Source organism: Streptomyces sp. NPDC008079, from assembly GCF_042957385.1.
Taxonomy (GTDB): domain Bacteria; phylum Actinomycetota; class Actinomycetes; order Streptomycetales; family Streptomycetaceae; genus Actinacidiphila.
Map to the genome: position 1 here is coordinate 86,943 of NZ_JBIBIC010000015.1, position 25,467 is coordinate 112,409.

Annotated in this window: 18 protein-coding genes and 4 pseudogenes; 9 read left to right on the top strand and 13 right to left on the bottom strand. The window is 71.5% G+C overall.

What is annotated here, in order from left to right:
• Positions 1-31: 31 nt before the first annotated feature.
• From ACFZAM_RS26920 to ACFZAM_RS26930, 3 genes are read right to left on the bottom strand one after another with little or no spacing between them, the layout of a single operon-like run.
• The gene (locus tag ACFZAM_RS26920; RefSeq protein WP_391049903.1) at positions 32-1,474 is read right to left on the bottom strand and encodes a cytochrome P450; all 1,443 of its coding nucleotides are present in this window, start codon (positions 1,472-1,474) and stop codon (positions 32-34) included.
• Positions 1,468-2,547: an alpha-hydroxy-acid oxidizing protein gene (locus tag ACFZAM_RS26925; RefSeq protein WP_391049905.1), complete on the bottom strand. Its 1,080-nt coding sequence runs from the start codon at positions 2,545-2,547 to the stop codon at positions 1,468-1,470. Before ACFZAM_RS26925 ends, ACFZAM_RS26920 begins: the two co-directional genes overlap by 7 nt.
• On the bottom strand, positions 2,544-4,229 hold the full coding sequence (locus ACFZAM_RS26930; RefSeq protein ID WP_391049907.1) for an NAD(P)-binding domain-containing protein: 1,686 nt from the start codon (positions 4,227-4,229) through the stop codon (positions 2,544-2,546). The genes ACFZAM_RS26925 and ACFZAM_RS26930 overlap by 4 nt, the downstream gene beginning before the upstream one ends.
• Positions 4,230-4,524: 295 nt before the next feature.
• Here ACFZAM_RS26930 and ACFZAM_RS26935 point away from each other — a divergent pair, with 295 nt between their 5' ends.
• The gene (locus tag ACFZAM_RS26935; RefSeq protein WP_391049909.1) at positions 4,525-6,054 is read left to right on the top strand and encodes an AMP-binding protein; all 1,530 of its coding nucleotides are present in this window, start codon (positions 4,525-4,527) and stop codon (positions 6,052-6,054) included.
• Positions 6,055-6,171: 117 nt separating this feature from the next.
• On the opposite strand, the gene glgX is transcribed toward ACFZAM_RS26935, so the two are convergent.
• The 4 genes and pseudogenes from glgX to ACFZAM_RS26955 form a co-directional block, all read right to left on the bottom strand.
• The gene (gene glgX / locus ACFZAM_RS26940; protein ID WP_391049911.1) at positions 6,172-8,286 is read right to left on the bottom strand and encodes a glycogen debranching protein GlgX; all 2,115 of its coding nucleotides are present in this window, start codon (positions 8,284-8,286) and stop codon (positions 6,172-6,174) included.
• A 146-nt stretch (positions 8,287-8,432) separates the two neighbouring features.
• Positions 8,433-9,476, bottom strand: a complete 1,044-nt coding sequence (locus tag ACFZAM_RS26945) for an alcohol dehydrogenase catalytic domain-containing protein (RefSeq protein WP_391049913.1) — start codon at positions 9,474-9,476, stop codon at positions 8,433-8,435.
• Positions 9,477-9,579: 103 nt separating this feature from the next.
• A complete protein-coding gene (locus ACFZAM_RS26950) occupies positions 9,580-13,215 on the bottom strand; it encodes an alpha-N-acetylglucosaminidase TIM-barrel domain-containing protein (RefSeq protein WP_391050057.1) in 3,636 nt (1,211 codons plus the stop codon).
• Positions 13,216-13,611: 396 nt separating this feature from the next.
• A pseudogene (locus ACFZAM_RS26955) lies at positions 13,612-14,004 on the bottom strand (hypothetical protein); the annotation flags it as partial.
• Positions 14,005-14,040: 36 nt separating this feature from the next.
• Between ACFZAM_RS26955 and ACFZAM_RS26960 the strand changes: the two are divergent.
• Positions 14,041-14,411 (top strand): annotated as a pseudogene (locus ACFZAM_RS26960) (DUF2255 family protein).
• 48 nt (positions 14,412-14,459) lie between these two features.
• Here the strand turns inward: ACFZAM_RS26960 and ACFZAM_RS26965 are convergent.
• The 4 genes and pseudogenes from ACFZAM_RS26965 to ACFZAM_RS26980 form a co-directional block, all read right to left on the bottom strand.
• On the bottom strand, positions 14,460-15,458 hold the full coding sequence (locus tag ACFZAM_RS26965) for an aldo/keto reductase (protein WP_391049915.1): 999 nt from the start codon (positions 15,456-15,458) through the stop codon (positions 14,460-14,462).
• A 90-nt stretch (positions 15,459-15,548) separates the two neighbouring features.
• Complete coding sequence (locus tag ACFZAM_RS26970) at positions 15,549-16,586, bottom strand: alcohol dehydrogenase catalytic domain-containing protein (protein ID WP_391049917.1); 1,038 nt, start codon at positions 16,584-16,586, stop codon at positions 15,549-15,551.
• Positions 16,587-16,716: 130 nt separating this feature from the next.
• Positions 16,717-17,332: pseudogene (locus ACFZAM_RS26975) on the bottom strand (IS5 family transposase).
• A gap of 247 nt (positions 17,333-17,579) precedes the next feature.
• Entirely contained in the window at positions 17,580-18,104 is a 525-nt protein-coding gene (locus ACFZAM_RS26980; RefSeq protein WP_391049919.1) for a hypothetical protein, read from the bottom strand.
• A gap of 408 nt (positions 18,105-18,512) precedes the next feature.
• On the opposite strand from ACFZAM_RS26980, the pseudogene ACFZAM_RS26985 reads away from it, so the two are divergent.
• Positions 18,513-19,358: pseudogene (locus ACFZAM_RS26985) on the top strand (IS5 family transposase).
• Between the two features lie 12 nt (positions 19,359-19,370).
• Here ACFZAM_RS26985 and ACFZAM_RS26990 read toward each other — a convergent pair.
• Both ACFZAM_RS26990 and ACFZAM_RS26995 read right to left on the bottom strand, forming a co-directional pair.
• The gene (locus ACFZAM_RS26990) at positions 19,371-19,658 is read right to left on the bottom strand and encodes a hypothetical protein (protein WP_391049921.1); all 288 of its coding nucleotides are present in this window, start codon (positions 19,656-19,658) and stop codon (positions 19,371-19,373) included.
• A gap of 92 nt (positions 19,659-19,750) precedes the next feature.
• On the bottom strand, positions 19,751-20,494 hold the full coding sequence (locus ACFZAM_RS26995; RefSeq protein WP_391049923.1) for an alpha-L-rhamnosidase C-terminal domain-containing protein: 744 nt from the start codon (positions 20,492-20,494) through the stop codon (positions 19,751-19,753).
• A gap of 361 nt (positions 20,495-20,855) precedes the next feature.
• Between ACFZAM_RS26995 and ACFZAM_RS27000 the strand changes: the two genes are divergently transcribed.
• The 6 genes from ACFZAM_RS27000 (at position 20,856) to ACFZAM_RS27025 (ending at position 25,279) form a co-directional block, all read left to right on the top strand.
• Complete coding sequence (locus tag ACFZAM_RS27000) at positions 20,856-21,134, top strand: hypothetical protein (protein WP_391049924.1); 279 nt, start codon at positions 20,856-20,858, stop codon at positions 21,132-21,134.
• Between the two features lie 204 nt (positions 21,135-21,338).
• Entirely contained in the window at positions 21,339-22,265 is a 927-nt protein-coding gene (locus ACFZAM_RS27005) for a hypothetical protein (protein ID WP_391049926.1), read from the top strand.
• A gap of 564 nt (positions 22,266-22,829) precedes the next feature.
• Positions 22,830-23,570 carry a hypothetical protein gene (locus ACFZAM_RS27010; RefSeq protein ID WP_391049927.1) on the top strand — a complete coding sequence of 247 codons (741 nt, stop codon included), beginning with the start codon at positions 22,830-22,832 and terminating at the stop codon, positions 23,568-23,570.
• 247 nt (positions 23,571-23,817) lie between these two features.
• Positions 23,818-24,579, top strand: coding sequence for a GPP34 family phosphoprotein (locus tag ACFZAM_RS27015; RefSeq protein ID WP_391049929.1), 762 nt, complete (start codon positions 23,818-23,820; stop codon positions 24,577-24,579).
• A gap of 125 nt (positions 24,580-24,704) precedes the next feature.
• The gene (locus tag ACFZAM_RS27020; RefSeq protein WP_355349105.1) at positions 24,705-24,965 is read left to right on the top strand and encodes a DUF5133 domain-containing protein; all 261 of its coding nucleotides are present in this window, start codon (positions 24,705-24,707) and stop codon (positions 24,963-24,965) included.
• A 131-nt stretch (positions 24,966-25,096) separates the two neighbouring features.
• Entirely contained in the window at positions 25,097-25,279 is a 183-nt protein-coding gene (locus ACFZAM_RS27025; RefSeq protein ID WP_355349108.1) for a hypothetical protein, read from the top strand.
• The last annotated feature ends 188 nt before the right edge of the window (positions 25,280-25,467 follow it).

A 25,467-nucleotide genomic window follows, 5' to 3' on the forward strand; every position in this document is an offset into this window, starting at 1 on the left:
TGGGGGGAGGCAGTGCCTGTGACTGCCGGGGTCAGTGGGGGTGAGGACAGCGGTCCGCGGGCCCGCCGGACGCGTCGTCGTCCGGGCCGTGACCGCCCGGACGCGCGTCGGTCAGCGGGCGGCCCTGCGTGTCGTGCGCGGCGAACCACCGCTCTGTCGGCCGCTGCCGCCGCGCGTCCAGCACCATCCAGGTGCCGAAGGCCAGTTGGAGCAGACTGCGGCCGACGTCCTCCCAGCGGTCGCGGACCCGTAGGAACGCCCGGACGGCGAAGATCCGGTACCGCGGCAGCGGCCGGTCGCGGCGCACCAGCAGGCAGGGCGCGCGGTGCGGGATGGAGCGGGTGTGCGACACCGCGGTGTGCAGGGTGAAGCGGGCCAGCACCTCGCGGGTCGCGGCCCGCATGATCAGCGGGGCGAGCCGCCAGGCGGGGCAGGGCCGGTTCGCGGCCACCCCGAAGGGGATGTGGTGCGCGTGCTTGGCGGACGTCCGATTCCACCGCTCCGGGTCGAACGTGTCCGGATCGGCGTACCCCGTCGCGTGGTAGGCGGGATAGTCGAAGCACAGCACCGTGCCCGCCGGATAGCGCGCGCCGCCGCCGAGGTCGATCTCCTCGGCCGTGACGCGGTGCGCGATGCCGAACAGCGGGTACATCCGCAGCGTCTCGTTCATCACGTGGGACAGGTACCGGTCGTCCTCGGGGTGGTCCGCCAGCCGCTGCTGGACGTCGGATTCCGCGGCGAGCATCAGCAGCAGATGCGCCATCGCCTCCGACATCTGCACGACCGCGGTGTTGAAGAAGGTGCCCTGGAGGTAGTGCGCGCGGTCCTTCGGCGACGCCAACTCCGCGGGCAGCGCGTGCGGTACGTCCCCCGCGGCCAGCCTGCGCAGCAGGTAGCGGGTCAGCCGCTCGCGCCGCCGCATGTGCCGAAGGCGGGTGTTCTTCAGGGAGTTGATGACGTCCTCGGCATTGGCCACGATGAGCCGGCGCGCGTGCGGCGGGCACGGCTCGCGGAAGACCAGGCCGTAGAAGAACTCCGCCCAGACCGGCATCATCAGATCTCGCAGCCGCACCAACGCGGCGTCGCCCGGCACGAGTTCGTCCAGCACCCGCGCCGTCCGCCGGGCCGCGGCCGCGGCGAGTTCGGCGCTGGTCCCGGCGAGGATCGCGGCGGTGGTCCGGGCGACGGCGTCGTAGCGGGGCCCCGGCTCCAGATGCTCCTGGTGGACCTCGGGACCGGGGGAGAGCCAGTACCAGAACAGATCGGACAGTGCCGCGCCCTTGCTGCGACCGCTGGCGGCCGGATGCTCGTACAACTCGGTGAAGCGGTCCGCGGCCACCTCCGCGTTGGGGACGACCACGCCCTCCGGGCCGTTGATCCGGGCGAAGACCCTCACCCGCAGGGCGACGACGGTCCGCGGCAGCCAGTAGGGGACGGACAGCGCGAGCGCCGCCGCCCCGGCGCGCCTCAGCACGCCCTCGCCCCCCGCGCCACGACCTGATCGCGTGCCGGGCCGCGGCAGTCGGCGCTGCCGCAGAGCGTCAGCACATGCGCCAACTCGGCCCGCAACTCCTCCAGTACGGCGGTCACGCCCGCCTCGCCGTCCGCCGCGAGGCCCCACAGCACGGGCCTGCCGACGCCGACCGCCGCCGCGCCGAGCGCCAGCGCGACCACCACGTCGCAGCCGCCGCGCACTCCGCCGTCCAGCAGCACGGGGACGCGCCCGCCGACCGCGTCGGCCACCGCGGGCAGCGCCTCGACGGTGGCCGGTGCCGCGTCGAGCTGACGGCCGCCATGGTTGGAGACGATCAGCGCCTGTACGCCCTCGTCGACCGCGCGCCGGGCGTCGGCGGGGTGCAGAACGCCCTTCAGTACGACCGGCAGGCCGGTGACGTCCCGCAGGCGGCGCAGGTCGTCCCAGGACAGGGCCGGTGACATCGCGATGTCGCGGGTGCGGCCGGGCGGCGTGCCGGGCAGATCCCGCATGTTCTCGGCGGCCAGTCCCGGCGGCAGGTCGTGGAAGCCGTTGCGCTCGTCCCGGCCCCGGCGGCCGAAGACCGGCGAGTCCGCCGTGACCACCAGCGCCGTACAGCCCGCCTTCTCCGCGCGCCGGACGAGCGCGGCGGTGACCTCGGCCTCCGGCTGGAGATAGAGCTGGAACCACACCACGGCGTCGGACCGCACCGAGCGGGCGGCGGCGGTGACCTCGTCCACGGCGGTGGTGGCCGCCTGCGAGGTGATCAGTACGGTGTCGGCCGCCGCGGCAGCGCGCGCCGTGGCGCGTTCGCCGTCCGGATGGGCCAGCCGGTGGAAGGCGGTGGGGGAGACCACCACCGGCATCGACGCCCGGCCGCCGGGCAGCGACACGTTGGTGTCCGGGTGGCCCGTGCCGGTCAGCACCCGGGGCAGCAAGGCCAGCCGGGCGAAGGCGCGTTCGTTCTCGGCCAGGGCGGTCTCGGTGCCCGCGCCGCCCTCGTAGAAGTCCCAGTGGACCGGGTCGAGTCGGGCACGGGCCCTGTCCCGCAGCGCCGACAGCACCCCGTTCACGACGGGTCGGCGGCGGGGACGGGGGCGTCACCCGTGACGGGATGGTCCGTCAGAAAACGGACGAGCGGGGCGCGGTGGACCTCCTCGCTGTCCCACTCGTTCTCCAGATTCTCCGTGATGTGGTGCTCCGCGACCGGCTTGCCGTTCTCGAACAGCCGGACCACCGGGTGGAGATAGCGGCCGTCGAGCCCGGCAGTCGCCTGCTGCGACACCCGGCCCACGGAGATGTCGAACGGATTCACCTTGTCGTGGTCGGCGCCGTATTCGAGGGTGACCGTCAGATAGCGGCCGACGTCTCCGAAGACGCCGTCGCCGACCGCCTGGTGGAGATGGTCGACCGGCACCTCCTCGTGATAGCCGACCGATTCGCCCGACGGTCCTCGGGAGGCGATGACCGCGTCGCCGAGGAAACCGAAGAGCTGCCACAGGGCGGAGCTGCGGTTCACCCGCTCGATCACCGCTTCGGCGATCGTCCCGGGGAGTCCGGCGGGGTCGGTGCGGTCGGTGCGGTCGCCGGGACCGGCGGGATCGGCGGCCAGTTCCCGGCGCGGCCACGGCCGGTCGTGGTAACGCTGTTCCAGGATGCGGTGCAGCGCGCGGACACCGTAGCGGAAGCCGTGAATGAAACCGCTGGTGGACTTCTTGAAATCCCGCACCTGAGTGATCGTGCCGGCGAAATACAGATCGGGTACGTTCGGGGATTCCCAGGCGTCCGTCTGCGCCGGGAATCTGTCCTTGATGGTCAGTTCCGGGCGGCATTCCTCGGCGAAGACCGAGGCGTCGAAGCGGAAACCGGTGGCAAGGATAACCCGGTCGTAGGTGATCTCCTTGACCACCTCGTTCACCCGCGCGAATTTCACCGGGACCCGGTAGGGGCCGTCCTCGCCGCCCCTGGTGATGCGCATGATCTCCCCGTCGAGCAGGGCATTTTGCGACTTGAGCTGATACGTGTCCAGGAAATTGTTGTTCACCGCCCGCAGATGCCCCACGAAATGGGTCTGCCAGGCGAGCCGCAGCGAGCCGGGTCCCGCCACATGGATGACCGAGGCCGTCTCGATGAGGTTGTCGGCGGTCTCGAAGGCCGAATTGCCCCGCCCGATGATCAGTACCCGCTGCCCGGTGAACCCGGCTGGGTCGACCGGCATCAGGTCGTACCGCTCGGCCAGTTCCACGCCCTCGATGGGCGGGATGTAGGGGCGGGACACGCCGGTCGCCATGATCAGCCGCCGGGCTCTGCGGACGGTGCCGTCCTGGTCCACGGTCTCGAAGTCCCCGCGCGGGCCGCCGTCCTGCGCCGGTCGCCGGGAGATGCGGGTGATCCGCGTGCCGTAGCGGATCCGCAGGCGGTGGGTGCCGGCGAAGTCGGCGAGATAGCCGACCATGTCGTCGGCGTCGGGGAAGTACCGGGGCGTGACCGCGGTGAACAGCGGCGAACCCTCGTCGGACAGCAGTGAGTTCCAGTCGGTGCGCAGATTCAGCTCGGGATCGTCCCAGCCGGTGTGCACCTTGTTGATGGATATGAGTTTCCTGTGTCTGGGAAACCTCGTGAAGAAGGTGCCGGGAGCCGCGCCCGCCTCGACGACCAGATAGTCGCGTCCCGCGCGTTCCAGGAAATATGCCGCCTGGATTCCCGCGGGTCCCGCACCGACGACGAGGTAATCGATCCGCTCTTCTCCGGACACTGGGCCTCCCGGCTCCTGAGATGGACGGAGTCACCGTAGTTGAGAGTTAAAGGAGACATCTATAGGCAGGGATGTGATCCATATCACACCATGGTCCTTGGTCTTCGGGCGGATAATTTCAGCTTCGGCGCAAGTGCCCGACGTGTGCCGTGCGAGCCGTGCACACATATGCCCGCCGAGGTTTCCCTCCCGGCATTGCAGTTGTCCGCGGCCGAAACGCGACCCCCGTGACCGCCCCACCGGATCGGAGAGCGCCGTGAACAATCCGGCCGAATCGGTATTTCCCCAGCCACTCGTGGACGCTTTCCTGCGCGATCCGGGCACCCCGGCCTTCGAATTCCGGTCACATCCCGTCAGCCGCGGCGAGGTGCTCGACCTCGTACGCCGCTGCGTCGCGGGACTGCGGGCGGCCGGACTCGGACCCGGCGGGGGAGTGGCCGTCACCACCGCCGTCACCCCGCGCGGCTTCGCCGCCCAGATCGCCGCCCACCTGCTGGGATGCCGCGTCACAGGGCTGCGCCCCGGACTGACGCCGAGCCAGCTCGCCCATGTGCTGTCCACCGGAATCGACGCGGTCGTCGCCGACGACTCGACCGCGACCCCCGCGCTCCTGGCGGCGGCGGGCACCCGCCCCGTGCTCGACGTGGACCGCGACCTGTCGGCCGCACCGGCGGACACATCGCCCGACGCCCTGACCGCGCACGGCCGCCCCGACGACATCGGCCTCATCACCCTGACCAGCGGCAGCACCGGCCACCCCAAGGGCTGCGCCCAGACCTACCGCGCGCTCAGCGAACACTGGTCGTGGCAGCCCGCGCGGTGGAGCGCGACCACCGCCCGACTCGCCGCCGGATACCGCCGCTACCTCGTCTTCGGCACCCTCACCAGCGCCGTCATGCTCGAACACCTCTCCCTGTGTCTGCTGGACGGCGGCACCGCCGTGATCCCCGAACCCCCGCTCACCTTCCCGGAGATCTGGCAGCGCCACCGCATCACCGCGTGCCTGTGCACCGTCCCCCGGCTCTACCAGATCCTTGACACCCTGCGCACCGAGGACATCGACACCAGCAGCCTGCGCGTCCTGCTCGTCGCGGGCTCACCGCTGCCGCCGCACCGGCTCGCCGAGGCCGCCGACCGGCTCGGCCCCGCCGTCCACCAGGGGTACGGGCAGACCGAGACGGGCATGCTCGCGCTCCTCACCCCCGAGGATGTGGCCGAGCGGCCGGAGCAAGTGATGGACTCGGTCGGCCGGCCGATGCCCGGCGTCGATGTCAGCGTGCGCGATCCCCAGGGGCGCCCCGTGCGGCCGGGCACACCCGGCGAGATCTGGGTCCGCAGCGCGGGCGCCATGTCGCGCTACTGGCAGGACGAGGAACAGACCCGCGAGGTAGTGAGCGACGGCTGGATCCGCACCCGCGACCTCGGCACCCTCGCGGACGACGGCTATCTGCGCCTGGTCGGCCGCGCCCGCGACGTCATCTTCGTCAACGCGATCCTGCACTACGCGGGAGCGATCGAGTCCGCGCTCGCCGCCCACCCGGACGTCGACCAGGCCTATGTGGTCGGGGCCCCCGACGAGACGACCGGTGAGGCCGCCCACGCCTTCGTCGTACCCGTCGTGGGGCGCACGCCGACCGCCGACGTCCTGCGCGGCGCCGTACGCGCGGAGTTGGGCGAGGCGGCCGTGCCCGCCACCGTCACCGTGCTGGACGCGATGCCGGTCGCACCCAGCGGCAAGCCCGACAAGCGGGCCCTGCTGGCGCTCCTCCCCGGTGCGCACGGTGTCCCGGGTCCGCCCGGTGCCCCGGTGACGACGACCGGCTGAGCGGACTCGCGCCCGCCCAGCCGTCAGTCCGCCCAGCCGTCAGTCCACCCGGCCGTCAGCCCGCCCGGCCGGCCGTCAGTCCACCGGGCCGGGCGTTCGGCTCGCCGCTCAGTCGGTTCAGTCGGTGCGCGGACGGATCAGGACGGTCATCGACCGCGCGTGCACCGGCACCACCGCGTTGGCCGGGATGCCCGGTCCGTCCGGGCCGCCCGTGTCGGACTCGACGGCGGTGTCCACGACGATCTGCCAGCCGTCGCCGAAGGCACCGGCCGGGATGGTGAAGTCCACTTGCTCGTCATGGCTGTTGACCAGGACGAGGAAGGAGTCGTCGGTGACGCGCTCGCCGTGCGGGCCGGGCTCGGGGATGCTGTCGCCGTTGAGGAAGGCGCCCACCGCGTGCGCGTCCTCACGCAGCCAGTTGGCCTCCTCCATCTCGCGGCCGTCCGGGCGGAACCAGACCAGATCCGGCGTGCCCTTGCCGTCCCCGCCGCGGAAGAAGCGCCGTCGGCGCAGCACCGGATGCCGGGAGCGCAGGGCGATGACGCGCTGGGTGAACGCCAGAAGATTGCGCCGGGGCTCGTCCAGGTCCCAGTCCACCCAGGCGATCTCGTTGTCCTGGCAGTAGACGTTGTTGTTGCCGAGCTGGGTGCGGCCCAACTCGTCGCCGTGGGCGAGCATCGGCACGCCCTGGGACACGAAGAGCGTGGCGAGGAAATTGCGCTGCTGCCGGGCCCGCAGGGCCAGGATCTCCTTGTCCTCCGTCCGGCCCTCGGCGCCGCAGTTCCACGAACGGTTGTTGCTGTCCCCGTCGTTGCCGTTCTCGCCGTTGGCCTCATTGTGCTTGTCGTTGTACGAGACCAGGTCGCGGAGGGTGAAACCGTCGTGGGCGGTGACGAAGTTGACGCTGGCGCGCGGGCGACGGCGGCTGCCCTCGTACAGGTCGGAGGAGCCGGTCAGCCGGGAGGCGAACTCCGGCAGGGTGGAAGGGGCGTTACGCCAGAAGTCCCGTACCGAGTCACGGTACTTGCCGTTCCACTCACTCCACAGAGCGGGGAAGTTGCCCACCTGGTACCCGCCGTCGCCGACGTCCCAGGGCTCGGCGATGAGCTTGACGCGGCTGATCACCGGGTCCTGCTGCACCAGGTCGAAGAAGGCGGACAGCCGGTCCACCTCGTGGAACTGCCGGGCCAGCGCGGACGCCAGGTCGAACCGGAAGCCGTCGACATGCATCTCGGTCACCCAGTAGCGCAGCGAGTCCATGATGAGTTGCAGCACATTGGGGTGCCGCATCAGCAGGCTGTTGCCGGTGCCCGTCGTGTCGAAGCAGTGCCGAGGGTCGTCGTCCACCAGCCGGTAGTACGAGGCGTTGTCGATACCGCGGAAGGAGAGCGTCGGGCCGAGTTCGCTGCCCTCGGCGGTGTGGTTGTACACCACGTCGAGGATCACCTCGATGCCCGCCTGGTGCAGGGCCTTGACCATCTCCTTGAATTCGGTGACCTGCTGACCGCGCGTGCCACTGGAGGAGTACGCGTTGTGCGGCGCGAAGAAACCGATGGTGTTGTAGCCCCAGTAGTTCGACAGACCACGGTCGCGCAGATGGCCGTCCTGCACGAATTGGTGCACCGGCATCAATTCGACGGCGGTGACGCCCAGTTCGGTCAGGTGCTCCACGATCGCCGGATGCGCCATTCCCGCGTAGGTGCCGCGCAGCTTCTCCGGCAAGGCCGGGTGACGTACCGTCAGGCCCTTGACGTGCGCCTCGTACAGCACCGACTCGTGGTACGGCCGCTTCGGCAGATGGTCCTCGCCCCAGTCGAACGCCGGGTCGGCGACCACCGAGAGCATGGTGTGGCCGAGGCTGTCGGCGGTGTCGGGCTCGTCCGAGCCGTCGTCGCGGTAACCGAGCAGCGACCGGTGGCTGTCGGGCTGGCCGTCGATGGCCTTCGCGTACGGGTCCACCAGCAGCTTCGCCGGATTGCACCGGTGCCCGCTGTCCGGCCGGTACGGGCCGTGCACGCGATATCCGTACGCCTGGCCGGGACCGACGCCCGGCAGATACGCGTGCCAGACCGATCCGTCCACCGACGCCAGCGGGGTGCGTTGCTCACGCCCGCGCGCGTCGATGACGGCCAGATCGACTTTCTCCGCCACTTCCGAGAAGAGGGCGAAATTGGTGCCTGAGCCGTCATAGGTCGCGCCCAGGGGATACGGAAGTCCGGACCATTTCTGCATTCGCCGAAGCTAACCGCTCCACGGCACGACGGCGCCGACGCACGCCGCGTCCGTACGGGTGACACCGCGCCCGGGCCCATAACGTCGAGCCCGCGCCTACAACGTCGTGCCCTTGACCGCCGGGCCCGGGCCCACCACGCCCGCGCTCACTTCTTCTGCGGCGTGATCACGGTGACGCCGCCGGCCGACCCGTCGCTGAGGGCGGCCAGCGCGCCCGGTGCCGCGTCCAGGCCGATGACCGAGCCGACCAGCAGATCGGGGCGGAGCGTCCCGGCCGCGACCAGCCGCATCATCTCCGGATACGCGTGCGCGGCCATGCCGTGGCTGCCCAGAATCTCCAGTTCGAGCGCGAGCACCCGGTCCATGGGGACGGCGACACCGCCCGACGGCAGCAGCCCGACCTGCACATGCCTGCCCCGCCGCCGCAGCCCCGCCACGGAGGCCGCACAGGTGGCGGGGGAGCCGAGCGCGTCGACCGAGACATGCGCCCCGCCGTCGGTCGCCGCGCGGACCACCTCCGCCGTGTCGACATCGGACCGCGAGGCGTCGACACCCACCGAGGCGCCGAACTTCCGCGCCAGGCCGAGGGCTTGGGCCGAGGTGTCCACCGCCACCACGCGTGCCCCGCAGGCCACCGCGATCATCACCGCCGACAGGCCGACCCCGCCGCAGCCGATCACCGCCACCCACTCGCCCGGCCGCGTACGGCCTTGCGCGACCACCGCGCGGTACGCGGTGGCGAAGCGGCAGCCGAGCGACGCGGCGGTCGCGTACGGCATGGCGTCGGGCAGCCCCACCAGGTTGACGTCCGCGTGCGGGACGGCGACGTGCTCCGCGAAGGAGCCCCAGTAGGTGAAGCCCGGCTGCTCCTGCCGCTCGCACACTTGCTGGTCGCCGCGGGCGCAGGCGGCGCAGCTCCCGCAGGCGCAGACGAACGGCACGGTCACCCGGTCGCCGACCCGCCACCGGCTGACCCCGGGACCCACCTCCTCGATCCGGCCCGCGAATTCATGACCCGGCACATGCGGCAGCGTGATCCCGTCGTCATGCCCGAGCCACCCGTGCCAGTCGCTGCGGCACAGCCCGGTCGCCTCCACCCGTACGACCACCCCGTCGGGCGGACATCCCGGATCGGCCACCTCCCGAACCTCCGGCACCCGCCCGAATTCCTCGAACACCACAGCCCGCACGTCCGCCACCACCTTGCCGTCACATCGGTCGTCCCGCCCTGCCGTTGCGCCCTACCCTCGCGCACGGCCGCACTTCGCCGCACCCCGCCGCACCCCGTGGGCGTCAGGCCGCGCCCGTGACGGTGACCTCGGTGAGGTGGAAGGAGGTGTTGGCGGTGTTGCTGAGGCCGTCGACACGGATGTAGCGCGCCACGGCCGTGAGAGAGAACGTGTCCCCGGCGTCCGTGGCGACCGCTGCGGTGTTCTTGCCGCCTAGGGCGAACCAGTGGACGCCGTCGAGACTGCCGGTCAACGTATAGGTGTAGGCGCGCTTGCCGTCCACGTAATTGCGGACGTTGACCGCCGACAGGTCGTGGGCCGCGCCGAGGTCGACCTGCCACCAGGTGTCGCCGCCGGCCATCGCGCTCGCCCAGTACGTCTTGTTGGTGCGGTCGCCGTCGACCGCCGCGGAGGGCGGGCTGCCCGCCTCGTAGGACAGGGCGGTCGTCGGCCTGCCGAGGCTCAGTACGGTGTCGCCCGAGGTGTCCCGCGCGGTGAACGGTGTCAGCGTCAGCCCGTCGAACCGCGCGGCGCCCTGACGGTGGGTGGACGCGTTGACCGCGGAGAAGAGCAGACCGGCGTCCTCGGCTGGCGCGGCGCCGGGCAGCGGCGCCGACCCCACCCGGGTCCAGTCGGTGCCGTCCTGGCTGCACCAGCCGGTGAAGGTGTCGCCGTCGCGGCTGATCCGCAGGTGAACAGGACCGGTGAATCCGCCGCTCGACGCGGAGTGCTCAAGGGTTCCGTTGCCGTCGGCGTCCCACATGAACACGCAGCCGTGCTCCGGCGTGACGGCCAGATCGGCGTAACCGGGGCTTCCCGGCCGCGCGAGGTCGGCGCGCACGACGAGTCCGGCGCGCGCCCAGGGGCCGCTGTCGTCCTGCTCCAGCACCTCCGTGCCGACGGCCTGCCCGGAGGTCAGCCACCGCGGGCGGTAGACGGCGCCGTACTGGTCGGTGGACGCGCCGATGTCCGCGCCGCCACCGGCCATGCCGAAGACGTCGCCGTGCTGGGCGAAGGCGATCGACGCGGGGGAAGCGGAGGACGCCGTGCGATACGGCTCGGCCACCGGTCCTGACACCAGGACGTCGGTCGTGTCGGCCGCGGTCGCCGACACCGCGTCGTCGGCTCCGCCCGACGACCAGCGCACGGTCGCCGTCAGACGCGCCAGGCCGGCGGGTGCGGCGCCGCTCGGAATCGTCACGTCCCAGTCGGCGGTGGCCGTCCCGCCCGCGGGCACCGACGGCGTGGCACCGCCGACCGGGCGGACGGTGTAGCCGCCCGGCGCGGTCAGCGCGAAGCTCGCGGCGCCGGTGGACCACAGGGCGTTGTCGTTGGTGAAGACCGCGGTCAGCCGCACGGTCGCGCCGGGCGGCCCGGCCTTGGGGTCCGCGGCCAGGTCCACATGCCCCGCCGGGTACGCGGCGACCTTCCGCGCCTGCTGATAGGCGTCGTCGGTGGGCGTGCTCCGATAGCGCGCCACCTTGTGGACCCATGTCGAGGCGACCGCGCGCCAGTCGACGGCCCGCGGCGGACCGCCGGTGCTGAGCGCGGTGCGGAGCGAGTCGAAGAACGTCCGCCAGCGCGCCCCGTAGTAGTCCCCGACCAGGCCGTTCCACTCGCGCCCCGCGTAGTCCTGGATCGGATGGGTCTCCGTCCAGTCGCTGACCAGCGTGCGCAGGTCGTACTCGAGGCGCCTGGCCTCCGCGGGAGTCGGCGCCTGCGCGGCGGCCTCCTTCTGCCAGACGCCGAACAGCGACGTGCCGTCGGCGCCTAGGAGCGTGTCCAGCAGATTCAGCTTGGTCATCCACTGCCCGCTGAGCGCGTCGAAGGCGGCGGTGTCGCGGGCGGTGTACGCCTGGCGGATCCGCGGCAGCAGGGTCCGGGTGTCGTTGGACAGCACCTGACGGCCGAGGTCCACGAGGTCGTACGTGTACGCGGTGCTGCCGCGCGACGGCTGTCCCACCTGGAGGAGTTCGCCGAACGCCCGCTGGACGTCCTTCGGGTCGTACGGGACCGAACCGGCCGTCGCGGACAGACCGGGCTGGATCGAGAAAATGCTGCTGGTGTGCCTGGTCCCGGTGTCGCCCGGCCAAGAGTACGCCGTACGGCCCAGGATCTGCCAGGCCGCCACCGCGTGCGGGTCGGCGGCCCCGTAGCGCGCCGTGGCGTACGCGGCCATCCAGGTGTCCATGTCGACCGCCGACGACTCCCACGCCAGATCGGCGAAGAACTCCACGGCGACCGGATTGTTGTCGATCGCCTCCGGCATCAACGCGATACCGCTCAGGGCCGTGCGGGGCTTGGCGAGCCACGCATGGAACTTCGTGTTCCACAGCGCCATGCTCGCGCCCATGTTGGTGTTGCCGCCGAAGTTCCAGATCGTGCCGAAGGCGTACGGGGTCCCGAGGTAGTCCTGGTCGCGGTCGGTCGCGCCCGTGGTGTCGGAGTTGCCGTCGAGGACGAGCATGCGGGAGGTGTCGACGGCCCGGAGGGTCTCCTCGCGCGGGTTGCTCTCCCAGCCGAGGATGGCCCAGATCGCTCCGGGGTGGGCCCGGTCGAGGGCGTTCTGTACGGCCCGGGAGGCGTCGCCGACGTTGACGTCGCCCGCCTGGCCACCCTCGTGCAGCAGGTCCATCTTGTACATCGAGCTGTCGCCGAACAGCTTGCTCTGCTCGCCGTAGAACGCGTCGGCGACCTGGCCGAACAGCGCCGTCGTCGGGTCCAGCCAGTCGGACCGGGGAAAGCCGTTCCAGGTTCCCTGCGCGATCACATGGGCTTCCGCGTTCTTCGCGGCGAAGCCCGGCGGGACGGTGCCGAAGTAGCCGGGCAGCACCGGAGTGAGGCCGAGCTGCCGCAGATAGCCGGTCATCCGGCGGCCGAGCGTCACCCGCTGGTCGAGGAGTTGCGCGCTGATCGGGCCGTTCTCGCAGCACATGTTCTGGAGCAGCCACCACGGCTGGTGGCCGGGCTGCGGGATCCAGGCGCGCATCTCGGCGTCGGAGTAGCCGAAGTGCTGGAAGGTCTTGTCGTAGACGGCCTCCTGCCCCTCGTAGACCAGCATCTCGTTGATGCCGTCGAGCGCCAGCACGTCGATCCGCCGCTGCCACTGCTGCCAGGTCAGATACGCGCCCGCGTACCCCTCGTCGGTGTCGTTGAGGGCGAAACGGTGGGCGACGTTCGCGGACCGGCCGATGGGGGAGGACGGCAGGGGCAGCCGGTCGGGCAGCCGCAGTTGCTCCCCGTTGAGTGAGATGTCGGCGTGGGCGACGACGCGCAGGTACTGGCCGAGTCCCGCGAGGAGCGTGCCCGGTGTGGTGCCGCTGATCCGCACCCCCCCGCCGGCCGCCTCGATCAGATAGCGGTCCTGGCCCGATCCGGCGGCGATGCCCCGCAGGTCGATCTGGCGCGCGTGATCGGGGCCGAGCAGGCGCGTGACGGCGGCTTCGGCGACCGAGGTGTCGACGGCGGGGGGCGCGGCGAGGGTCGCCGTCCGGGCCTTCCCCGTCGTCGCGTCATTCCCGGTGGGAAGCTCCCTCGGCCCGCTCGGCCTGTTCGACCCGCTCGTCCCGGCGGACGCGGCGGGTCCTGCCACGACGGCGCCCGTCACGAGGGCCAGGAGAGTCGCCAGGACGGTGAGGAACGCCCTGACGCGTAAGGATCGGCCGCTGACGGCACGCGGGGCGAAGAGACGTGTGGACACGGATCTCTTTCCTGTCGAGGACCGGAACCGTAGGCAAACCGCTCGCAGAGTGAACTCCCCACCCGACCGTCCGTCAACAGGTACCACTCCCGTCACAGGGAGCTGATCTGACGCGCCGTAGGCGACGGCCACCACGGTGACCGGGATGTCCCGGCCAGGACCGCATCCGGCGGCGAGCCGCGCGGGCGCCGTGCCGCCGCGCGTGTGCCGGGCAGGGCCGTACGGTCGCTCAGCGCTCCTGCCGCGACGGCGTCGGCGCGGTACGGGGGCGGTCATGTCGAGCAGGAGCGTCGCGTCGTGGTCGGGGGTGCCGGCGGTGCCGGGGCGGCGGTGTAGATGCCCATGCGCTGGCCCGCGGTGCCTTCGAGGGCCATGCCCTGGAACGCAAGGGTGATCCTGCCGACCTGGGGGTGCCTTGCGGCCGGTGACGTCGTAGCGCTCCCACAGGCTCGCGAAGTCCGGGCTCTTGAGCAGGAGTTCGCCGACGAGCCGGGTGAGGCCGGGGGCGTCGGGGTCGGTCCCGGCCAGGGCGCGCAGCCGGGCGAGACAGCCGCGGGGTCGCCGGTCTCTCTCCCCGCCGCCGTGACACGCGCTCGGAGGGGAGCCCTGTCGCACCCCCGCCGGCCGTCCCCCGGCAGATCCCGGCCTTCCTGGCGCGGGCGCGGCGGGGCCACAGTGGCGCGCGTCCCCGCACCCGCCGGTCCGACCGGGCGCCCTCCTCGGATGGCGTGCCCCTCGCGCGCGGTGAACGGTGGACGTGACGGCCGACGACTCGGCCGGACCGAGCACCGGCGCTCGGCTCGACGTGACGGAGAGGGAACGACGATGGCGGACTGGAACGCGTCGGATCTGACGAAGATCGCCGAGGCCGAGGAGCTGAACCTCGCCTCCGAACGGGCCGACGGCACCCTGCGCGATCCAGTGACCATGTGGGTGGTCCGCTCGTGCGACCGGCTGTACGTCCGCTCGGTCAAGGGCACCGACGGCCCGTGGTACCGGGGGCCCGGGCCCGGCACCAGGGCCGTATCGACGCCGGTGGCGTACGCAGGGACGTCACCTTCCACGAGGCGGAATCCGGCCAGTACGCGGAGGTGGACGCCGCCTACCGGCAGAAGTACGGGCACTACACGAGCATCGTCGAGCACGTACTGACCGACCGGGCCCGCGCCTCCACCCTCAGCCTCGAACCGCGCTGAGCGGCCCACCGGCACTCGCCCTCGCCCCGCACCAGCCGCTGTTCAGGCTCAGTAGCCGGAGGCCGAGCCGTAGTACGTCGGCTCGCGCAGCGTGTAGTGCTCCTCCAGCGCCGTGACCTCCTTGTCGGTGAGGTGGACATCGAGCGCGGCGACCGCGTCGGTGAGGTGGTGGGGCTTGGTGGCACCGACGATCGGCGAGGTCACCACCGGGTGGTGCAGGACCCAGGCCATCGCGACCTGCGCCATCGAGATGCCGCGGGACTCGGCGATGGTCTGCACGGCGTCGACCGTGCCCTTGTCGCTGTCGAGGAACAGCGGCCTGCCCGAGGAGTCGGTGGTCGGGTTCTGCCCGCCGCGGGTCGTGCTCCGGTCGCCCCACGGCCGGGTGACCAGACCCCCGGCGAGCGGCGACCAGGGCAGGCAGCCCACGCCCTGGTCGGCCAGCAGCGGGAACATCTCGCGCTCTTCCTCACGCGCGATCAGGCTGTACTGGTCCTGCATGGACACGAACGGCGTCCACCCGTGCATCCGCGCCGTGTACTGCATCTTCGAGAACTGCCACGCCCACATCGAGGACGCGCCGAGATAGCGGACCTTGCCCGCTTTCACCACGTCGTGCAGGGCCTCCATCGTCTCCTCGACGGGAGTCCGCGAGTCGAAGCGGTGGATCTGGTAGAGGTCGATCCAGTCGGTGCCCAGCCGCCGCAGCGAGGCGTCGACCTGCTCGAACACCGCGCGCCGTGACAGGCCCTGGCCGCCGGGGCCGGTGCCCATCTGGCCGAACATCTTGGTCGCGATGACGACCTGATCGCGGCTGGTGTATTTCCTCACCGCCTCGCCGGTGATCTCCTCCGAGGTGCCCGCGCCGTATGTGTTCGCGGTGTCCCAGAAGGTGATGCCGGTCTCGACGGCCTGCCGGAAGAGCGGTTCAGCCTCGGGGCCGTCCAACGCCCAGCCGCGGCCGGTGCCCGACCGCCCGAAGCTCATGCACCCCAGGGTGATACGGCTGATCTTGAGTCCTGAGCTTCCCAGGTTGGTGTACTCCATGGGTCCATGGAATACGCGGAGCACGCGAAGAGGGAGGCCGTGACACGGCCTCCCTCCGTCCCTCACCGCGTCGGTCCCGCGGGGGAGCGGCTACGGAATGACGAGCGTTTTGAGCGCGGCGCGCTCGTCCATGGCCCGGTACCCCTCGGGTACGTCCTCCAGCGACACGGTCTGGTCGAAGACCCGGCCGGGGTCGACCGTGCCGTCCAGCACCCCGGGCAGCAGCTCCTCGATGTAGGCGCGCACGGGAGCCGGGCCACCGGTCAGGGTGACATTGGGGCCGAAGAGGCTGCCGAAACCGACCGGCGCGTTCGCGTACTGCGGGACGCCGACCCGGCTGATCACTCCGCCGGGGCGGACGACCCCGACGGCCGTCTCGTACGCGGGCATGTGGCCGACCGCCTCCAGGACGGCGCGGGTGCCGTGTCCGCCGGTCAGTTCGCGGACCTTGGCGATCCCTTCCTCGCCGCGCTCGGCGACGACGTCGGTGGCGCCGAATTCACGGCCCAGGTCGGTGCGGACCTTGTGGCGGCCCATGAGGATGACGCGCTCGGCGCCGAGCCGCCTGGCGGACAGCACCGCGAGCAGGCCCACGGCCCCGTCACCGATGACGGTGACGCTGTCGCCGGGACGTACCCGCGCCTGCTTGGCGGCGTGATGGCCGGTGCCGTACACGTCGGCCAGCGTCAGCAGCGACGGAAGCAGCGCGGTGTCGACTCCGGTGGGCAGCTTCACCAGGGTGCCCTGGGCCTGCGGGACGCGGACCGCCTCGGCCTGGGCGCCGCCGACGCCGCCCGCCGCGAAGAAGCCGCCGTGCGGGCACGAGGTGTGCAGGCCCGCGCGGCAGAATTCGCAGGTGTTGTCGGCGAAGGCGAACGGGGAGACCACCAGGTCGCCCACGCTCAGTCCCGAGACCTCGGCGCCCAGGTCCTCGACGACGCCCAGGAACTCGTGCCCCATGGGTACCGGGCCGTCCGTGGCGGACAGGCTGTGGAAGGGGTGCAGGTCACTGCCGCACACACAGGAACGGACGACGCGTACGACCGCGTCGGTGGGCTGCTCGATCGTCGGGTCCGGCGCGTCCTGCACGCGCACGTCCCCGGCCTTGTACATGAACGTTGCCCGCATGGGGGTACGTCTCGCTCTCTGCCTGGAAGGGTGCATTCGCAGACCTGCTGATCAGGTCTCTTTCAGCGTGGCACCCACGCGCGGACGGGCCCAGGGAGAGATCTCTCCCCCCTAGGCCGTGTCGTTCGGATCATCGTGCTGACCAGATGAAGATGGCGGCGAGGTGGAGTCCGGCGAGGTAGATGGTGGCGGTCTTGTCGTAGCGGGTGGCCAGGCCGCGCCATTGCATGAGCTTGTTGATGCAGCGTTCGACGGTGTTGCGCTGTTTGTACGCGTCGCGGTCGAAGGACGGTGGCCTGCCGCCCCGGCTGCCGCGGCGTTTGCGGTTGGCGGCCTGGTCAGCGGGCCGCACTGGCCGTCGGCGGCCAGGTTGATCTTCGTGGTCAGTCCACCGCGGGACCGGCCGAGGGCGTGATCTTTCGGCTCGCAGGCTGGGGCCCCTTTTGACGGGCCCCGGCGGCGTGCTGGTGAGCGCGTACGATCGTGGAGTCGACGGCGACGACCCAGTCCAGGTCGCCTTCGGCGTCGGCCTGGGCGAGCAGCGCGGACAAGACCCTCTCCCAAGTGCCGTCCGCCGCCCAGGTCCGCAACCGGTTGTGGACGCCCTTCCAGAACCCGAAGCGTTCGGGCAGGTCCATCCACGGCGTGCCAGTGCGGTTCTTGAACGCGATCGCATCGATCACCTGCCGGTGATCACGCCACCGCCCACCCCACTCCGGCGTCCGGTCAGGAAGCAACGGCTCAATCCGGGCCCACTGAGCGTCAGTTCACGACACACATCAATCAACGATCAGATGATCCTCAAGAAGCGCCCTAGACGAGGGGCAGGCCGCCGCCGAGGTGCACGCCGAAACTGCGGTGGCGGAGAGCAGGACGGGCAGGGTTCGCCGCAGCCGGGATTATGCCGCCTGGGGCGGGGCTCGCCCGCAACACCGTGTTCAGTTCGGCGAGCAGGACGCGGTGACGCCGGAAGGCAATCAGGAGGCGGGAGTTTTAGTCAACATCGTTGCAGTTGACACTGGCGCCTTGGTCGCTGCCATCTGAGTAGTCCCAGCCCACTACGGCATAGCACTCTGCTATGTGGCTGCCCGTCCAGTAGTAGAAATGAGTGCTGGCGTTGAAATACTCGCCGTCGGGCTGCTCGACCGAAACTGATCCGGCATCCCAGTACAGCGCACCGCGAGGAAGGTTGCGGTTGCTAATGCCCGGACTGCCGTCCGGAAAATGCTCGATTTCGATATCATTATCGGTGTATGGGTCAGTGGATGTGACCTCGCTCGATGCGTGTGAGGTATCGAAGTGAAGCTCCGCGTAGGCGGTCTTGTTGCACTGATCGAAGCCCTGGTAGAAAACGCCGATGTGTTGACCGTCGGCCACCAGACTTTTGATCTGACCCACCGTGCGAAGGCAGGATGCGGCGCTTGCGGATTCGGCCGTAAGCAGAGGCAGCGAGCCTCCGGCGAGGGCCGTAATCGCGGTGACGGCGAGGATGCCTGATGTTTTCCGGAGCCTGATCACGATCTCTGTTACCTCCTAGAGGGCGACAGGTCTGGCGGTAGTTCGCAGAGAAGCGCGGGTCCTGGGTGCGTCCGGTGCGTCAGCCAAGACGTTGTCCGGAGACCGCCCACCCGTGAAGACGCTAAGCACAGGGGTCCTTCGACCGTCCTAGATTCGTCCTAGTGCGTGGTCAGCCGGGTGCATCATCGACTTCTGGCAGCCAGTGAGCACGCCAGCTGTCACTCCACGGCGTAGTGTGAGCAGCTTGCGCGCCGCCGTACGCCTCGGGCGCCACGAGGCATACACATCGGTGCCGGTGACCGACGACCCGGAAGTGGCCCACATCTGGTACGAGTCGCTGCGGGCACAGGGGGTGGGGCCACCGTGGCTAGGTCATTTCCTTCGGATCATCTGATCGTTGGTTGATGTGTGTCGTTGACTGATGCGCAGTGGGCGCGGATAGAGCCGTTGTTGCCGGACCGGACACCGAGGCGGGGCGGGCGGTGGCGTGATCACCGGCAGGTGATCGACGCGATCGCCTGGAAGTTCCAGACCGGGTCACAGTGGGTGCATCTCCCCGCGGAGTACGGTTCGTGGAAGGGCGTCTATACGCGGCTGAGGAACTGGGCCATCGACGGCACCTGGGATCGAGTTTTCACCGCCCTACTGGCCCAGGCCGATGCTGACGGCGAGTTGACTGGGTCGTCGCGGTGGACTCCACGGTCGTGCGCGTGCACCAGCATGGTGCCGGGGCCCGCAAAAGGGGGCCTCGGCTGACGAGCCGGCCGACCACGCGATCGGACGGTCGTGTGGTGGGCTGACCACGAAGGTCCATCTCGCCGCTGACAGCCGCTGCCGCCCTCTGTGCTTCGTGCTCACGCCCGGCCAGGCAGGAGTCGCGCTGGCGTTCGACCACGTGATGGCTGCCATCCGGATCCCGCGTCGGGTTGGCAGGCCCAGGACCAGAGGCCCTTCATGGTGCTGGCTGACAAGGCGTACTCGTCACGGGCCATCCGGGACCATCTGCGAAGGCGCGGAGTACGGACCGTGATTCCTCAACCCGCCGACCAGATCGCCAACCGCAAGCGCAGAGGACGCGGCGGCGGGCGGCCGCCCGGATTCGACCGCGCGGCCTACAAGCGACGCAACACCGTCGAACGCTGCATCAATCGCCTCAAGCAATGGCGCGGTCTCGCCACCCGCTACGAGAAGACCGCCACGGTCTACCGCGCCGGCCTCCTCATCGCGGGCATCTTTCTCTGGTCCGTCCGCTGAAGGACAGCCCGCTCAGGGGCGGAGACGTTCTCCCTGCGGATCGAAGCAGACGAGCTCATGCTCGCGGGCCAGCTCAGCGGCGTACTCCGACACCTCCTCGGCCTTGCCGTAAGACATGGTCAGGTACACGATCGGCCACGATGCCTCATTGATGACCGGTGTCGACGCCCACACGATGCTGCGGTCGATGCCATCCGGGTACCGTGCGACGAGGGCTTCCACGTACGCCACGATGCGCGGCGCCGGAGGCGCGACGACATCGTCCGACTCCAGGTAGCGCTCATAAAGCTCGTCGTACATCGAGACCGCTTGGCGGTCATCGAATGGACGGGTCGCCGTCCCACACAGCAAGGTCATAGCTCACAGACGCATCGTCGCAGGCAGCAGTTCTGTCAACGCCAGCAGGTCCTGCGACCGAATCTCCGCCAGTGATCCGTAAGAGAGCTCCTAGAGCCGGACGCGGTCATGGCCGGGGCGCGGGGGAGGACGGGAGCGAGAACGCATGGCGTCCCGAGCCCACGCCGAAGGGCGCCCGGCCGTCGGGGAGGCGCACCTCGGCGCGGGTGTTCGGCGGGACCACGGCCGTGACGGTGAGGGTGCCCACCCTCGGTCCGCCAGCCGGCCTCCGCCCTGCCGTACGGCGTCTCGTGCGCGGCGGGGGCCCGGGTGAGACCGGCGCCGGGCACGGGCGCGACCCGGATGTGCCGCCAGCCGGGGGAGGCAGCGGCGAGCCCGGCGACCGTGCGGTGCAGCCAGTCGGCGACGGCGCCGAGCCGTTGGCGCTGGGTCGGCGGCAGCACGCAGCGGATCGCCAGCGCGTACGCCGTCTGCGTGTCGCAGGACAGCCGTCGGCCGGGCGGGACGAACTCCTCGGCGAACGCCGCCCGCGTGCGCGCCGCCAGCCTCCGGTACCCGCTCGCGTCCCGCTCCTCGCCCAGGATGTCGGCGATCCGCGCGAACACGTCGGCCGACCGTACGAGGTAGGCGTTGGCGACCAGGTCCCCGTCGGTCCTGGCCGGGCCGGGATCTTCCGCGGGCGCGGCCGGGTCGAGCCAGTCGCCGACCTGGACGTCCTGCCGCCACAGACCGCCCCCCTGCTCGGCCAGGGCGGCGGTCGCGCCCCCCCAGGCCGTCATGCCCGCGCCCCGGCCGCGCTGCCGCGCTTACACAACGACGGGGCTGCGGCGGGCGGATGACCGGGGGGCGGGGACACCGAGCAGGTGGGCGGGCGGCGGGGAATCGGGTCCTCCTCGGCCGGCTCTGGCGCACGAGCCTGCCCGTCGGGGCGGCTCGCAGGGGTGCGCGCTCCATGGTGACGGGAACACCTGCCCGCGGGCGGTGCGGAACGGGAAGCGGCGGCGGCCGGGTCCGGCAAGGGCGCTCGCCGCCGACCGGCGCCGTCGCGCCGCGCTCGCGGATTCGCACGCCGGACGCGGTCAGGGGACACCGACCTGGAAAACGTGCGCGAGCCGCGGTGCGGAACGTAGTCTCGAACACGTGAGTCGGCTGACGGGTGTTGAGCAAGAAGAGTGCGTGCGGTGCGCGGAGCTGGAGGCCCGGTTCAGGGATCCGTCGACCGTCAACCCCGGTGCGTATCTTTACGGTTGGGCCACCCACCAGCTCGACGACCACGACGCCGAGCCGGAACCCCTGCCCGACTGCCCCGAATGCGGCAAGTACGCGGCGGGACCCGGCACCGTCCACGCGCGGGTGTGGCAGCGCTGGGCGCAGACGCACTACATGCAGTGCGCGCTCGCCCCGTACTGGAAGCCGTAGCGGAAGTCCGGCGGAAACCGTTCGCACCGCCACTGAGCTGGGAAAACAGTGTGCTGGGAGTCGGCCGCTGCGGGCTCCGGAACGGTCTCGAATGGCGCAATATGGACATATCCGATGTCATGGTACTAAGCGTGTGTCTCTCGTGACGCACAGCGACCGCCGGGGAAGTCTCACCCCTGGTAGTTCGGCAAAGGAATACGCACCATGTCATCTGATCCCAGCTCATCCCCCGACGAGCGATCCCCCATAGCCACGCGCGACGAGCCCAGGCACACCCTGCTCCGCACCGCGGCGACCACCCGCCCGCTGGCCGAAGTGGCCAGTCTGGTCAACCTCCTCAAGCAGAACGGCGAGTCGCCGAGTCCGGCCGACGAGGCACTACGGCTGGCCGCCGTGTCCCGACCGGTCGACGAGGTACGGCAGTTGGTCGTCCTGCTCAACGAACCGCCGCACGCGGACGGCGAGGCCGGTACGACCCTGCGCGCGGCGGCGATGGGCCGTCCCATCGAGGACGTCGCCCACCTGGTCACCATCTTCGGCCCGGAGAGCGACGGCTCGCCGATCCGCGGCCCGGAGCCGACCGGCCCCGACACGTCAGGGCACGCCTGGCCGGAACAGCGACCCGAGGGGGAGGGGCAAGGCACCGACGAGCCGCCCGCCACGGGCGGCGGCACGGGCCGCCTCGCCGGGCGCCGCCCCGGCTCGGGCCCCGCGCGGACCCGCCGCGCGGCGCCCGCCCTGGCCTCCGTCCTGCGCTGGCCCGCCGCCGTCGCGCTCCTCGCGGTCGCCGCGATCCACCTGCCCACCGACATCGCGGGACTGCGCGCCGGCGACCTCGCGGCGGGTGTGTCCCTGGCCATCACCGTCCTCTGCCTGGTCCTGGCGGTCATGCTGACCGTGCAGGACACGGTCTGGACGTGGGCGGCCAGCGCGACCGCGGCCGTGGGCACGCTGGTGCTGCACTCGCTCGCCGCCGGCTTCGGGCCCGTGCACCTGCTCAGGGACAGCCTCGGCCGGTCCTTCGCCGGGTCCACCACAACGGTGCTGGCCTGCGCCGCGGTGGCGGCGGCCCTGGCGGGCTCCGCGCTGCTCCGCAGGCACAAGCCCGCGGTCGCCGCGACCGACGCCTGACGGCCCACAGGCGGTGCCAGCGGGCTGACGCTGACGGCCCACAGGCGGTGCCAGCGGGCTGACGCCCGGCCGGTGCCGCCACGAATGGCGGCGGTCATTCGCCCGTCGGCGTGCGTGCAGCCGCCACGTGTGCCAAGGTAGAAGAGGTCCCGCAGCCACCCCCCCCGGCTGCGGGACCTTCGCTTGTCCGTTCCGCGGGTCCCGCGACGCGACACCACGGCCCTCGGACGCGCCCTGTGCGGACGCACGTCCTCCGCATACGGTACGAACCGACACACCCCCTGCCCCGGCCCCCGCGCCGGGGCATCGTGCTGCCGCCCGGGCCCCCGCCGGACCCCGACACGCGCCCCCGCCGCGCCCCGTCCGCCCCTTCCCGCCCGTCCCTCCCGTGCCGCCTGGACGATTCGGGCGTTGCCGAGGCACGACAGGGCGTACGGTCACTGGTGCGCCGAGCGGGGCGGCGGCGACAATCTGCTGACCAGGCGATCGACGTGCACAGCGCACGACGGGCCACACCAACGCGCACCGCCGGACGCACGACCGGGCGCACCGCGAGGAGCAGCCGTGATATCCGAGCCGGAACTGACGGGCGGACTCGACGAGCCCACGCCCGCGGACATGGTCTCCGACGGGGACCCCGCCCCCCGACCGGCCGCCTTCGGCCCGGGCGGCAGGCGCCTGTGGGCGGTCGGCCTCGGCGGCGCCCTCGTCGCGTCCGCCGCGTGGGCGGGCGGCCTGTACGCGTACGGCCCGCGGCACAGCGCCGCACCGGACATGCACGGCTACGTCCTGCACGGCAGCCCGTGCGCGGGACTCACCCTCAAGCCGCTCACCGACGCGCTCAAGGCCACCGACACCCAGACCGTCTCACCCGCAGTGGTCCACCTCGGCCCCGCGCTCGACCAGATCCGCTGCACGATCGAGACCACGTCACCGATCCCGCTGCGCGGCGGCACGGCGCGTTACGAGGTGGTCGTCGGCGTCGACCTGCACAAGGCGACCGACCCCGCCGCCGAATTCGAGGACCAGCGCGATCTCGACACCGCCGACCTCATCCCCGTCACGACCACCGAATCCGTCCCCGACCTCGGGGACAAGGCGTACTTCCTCACCATCAACGCGGGGTCGCAGCAGCTCAAAGTCCTCGACGGCGGCGCGGTGTTCACCCTCACCCTCAACGGCTACAACTACCTCGCCACCAGCGTGGACGGGCAGCAGGGCGACAGCACCTCCGAGACCGACCTGCGGGCGTACCAGCCCGCGCTGATCGCCACGGTGCGCAACGTGATGAAGGGGCAGAAGTAGCGGGCACGGCGGCGGTGACGTCCCGGACGGACATGACAGTCGGGGCGGAGGCCGCGGCCACGCCGACCCGGGCCCCCGCCCCTATCGGGTGTCCTTGAGAGCCCCGCCGCCGGAGTACCCGCCGGGTCGCGGTCGCGTTGGGTAGTTTTGTGGCACGTCCTTCACAGCGGTCCAGGCCGGACCGCCTCCGGGCCGGCGACCGCCGTCCGGCGGCCCGGCCGCGCCGCCCACGATGCGGAGCAGCGCGATGACCACACCACGAGACCTGATCGTCGTCGCCATGGACGTGCCGCCCGACCTCCTCGTGGACCGCGGCGACCTCTCACTCGCCCTGGCCGGGGCCGAGCTGATCGACCTCATCGCGGCGAAGGAGCTGGCGCTGCGCGGCGACCGCGTGGTGCCCGTACCCCGGCCGAAGGGCGAGCGGCGCACCGCGGACCGGCTGCTGGAGGAGGCGCTGACGGCGTACGAGACGGCGACGCGCTCCGCGGAGGCCGCCGACCGCGACCCGGGCAGGGCGACGGACAAGGCGACGGAAAGAGCGGCGGGCGAGGCGGCGGACAGGCCGACGGGCAAGCGGGCGGAACCGGCCGCGGAGAGCGGCGCGGACGACAATCCGGGGGAGCGCGTCGAGGACTGGCTGTGGCGCCGGGGCCGGGACCTGCCGACCGCGTACATCGCCGCGCTTGAAGAGGACGGCACGCTGGTCCCCGAGCGGCACCGGCGCTGGGGCCTGCTCCCCACCAGCCGACGCGTCCTCGCCGACACGCCGGGTCGGCGCCGGGCGGCCCAGCACTGGGCGTCGGACGCGCCGGTCCTCAGGGCGCTCGCCACCCTCATCGGGGTCAAGGGCGACGAGCCGCCGCCGGACGAGGTCCCCACGGGCAGCCCGTCGCGGGTGGTGCTGCGCGCACTCCGGCACGCCGTCGAGGAGTTGGCCGAGGAGCGCCGTCTGCGCACCACCCGACTCGATCGCGCCAACGCCACCTACCGCAGCCGCGGTTACTGACGGTCTGACGGTCGGTCACCCGCTCCCGATCAATCACGATTTAGGGGAGTGGACGGCCTGTTACGGGGTAGGCGACTCTTGCCCCGTGACACGGGGTGAGCAATTTTCCACGAGAGGCTGTGACGATGTCGGCCCACCCTGCCGCGCTGCGTGAACTGGTCGAGCGGTACGAGCACTTGAATTCCCAGAGCCCCGAGGTCCGCTCCGAGCCGCGGATCCGCGACCTCCTGCGTGACACCGCCTACACACTGTGCGTGGCGACCGGCACCGGCGAGATCGGCGCCGCGCTGGCCGCCGCCCGCGCCCTGCTCGCCGAAGCCGGGGACACCGAGGCGCTGGACGACGAGGCCGGAGACGCGACCACCGCCCTCGAAGCGGCGGCTTAGGGCCCCTCCTGAACCCCACGTCACCTCCAGAACCTCACGTCACCTCCCGCGCCCACGGGCGGCGGTACGCGGACCGGCACATATCAGCTCCAAACCCGTTGTGAACCGGCCCGACGGGGCACACTCACCGCATGGCTGATCTTGACGACGACCCGGTGATGGTCTGCGCCGAATGCGGGCGCACCAGCGACTGGAACCCCACGACCTTCTGCTCGTGGGCGTGCTTCGACACCGAGCCGCGGCCGGGCGCACCCGAGGCGATGGCGTACTTCACCGGCGCGGCCCCCGAGGATCCGGCCGACAGCGAGGAGTGAAGGGCCGCTTACGCGCTGCCCGCGCGTCCCGGCGTGCCGACAAGTCGGTTTCAGGCCGCTGCCCGCGCGTCCCGGCGTGCCGACAAGGCGGTCCCAGGCCGTCGCCAGCCCGCCCCGCCATGCCGTCCTGTCCGCCGCGATACGAGCCCGGCCCCCGCCCCTGGCGTGACGCTCGCGGTCACCCCTCG

Bases quoted from the DNA above. Each gene is read 5' to 3' on its own strand.
- ACFZAM_RS27020 (WP_355349105.1), top strand. From the start codon at position 24,705: ATGTCGGCCCACCCTGCCGCGCTGCGTGAACTGGTCGAGCGGTACGAG.
- ACFZAM_RS26990 (WP_391049921.1), bottom strand. From the start codon at position 19,658: ATGTACGACGAGCTTTATGAGCGCTACCTGGAGTCGGACGATGTCGTC.
- ACFZAM_RS26965 (WP_391049915.1), bottom strand. From the start codon at position 15,458: ATGGAGTACACCAACCTGGGAAGCTCAGGACTCAAGATCAGCCGTATC.
- ACFZAM_RS27015 (WP_391049929.1), top strand. From the start codon at position 23,818: ATGACCACACCACGAGACCTGATCGTCGTCGCCATGGACGTGCCGCCC.
- ACFZAM_RS26995 (WP_391049923.1), bottom strand. From the start codon at position 20,494: ATGACGGCCTGGGGGGGCGCGACCGCCGCCCTGGCCGAGCAGGGGGGC.
- ACFZAM_RS27025 (WP_355349108.1), top strand. From the start codon at position 25,097: ATGGCTGATCTTGACGACGACCCGGTGATGGTCTGCGCCGAATGCGGG.
- glgX (WP_391049911.1), bottom strand. From the start codon at position 8,286: ATGCAGAAATGGTCCGGACTTCCGTATCCCCTGGGCGCGACCTATGAC.
- ACFZAM_RS27005 (WP_391049926.1), top strand. From the start codon at position 21,339: ATGTCATCTGATCCCAGCTCATCCCCCGACGAGCGATCCCCCATAGCC.
- ACFZAM_RS26970 (WP_391049917.1), bottom strand. From the start codon at position 16,586: ATGCGGGCAACGTTCATGTACAAGGCCGGGGACGTGCGCGTGCAGGAC.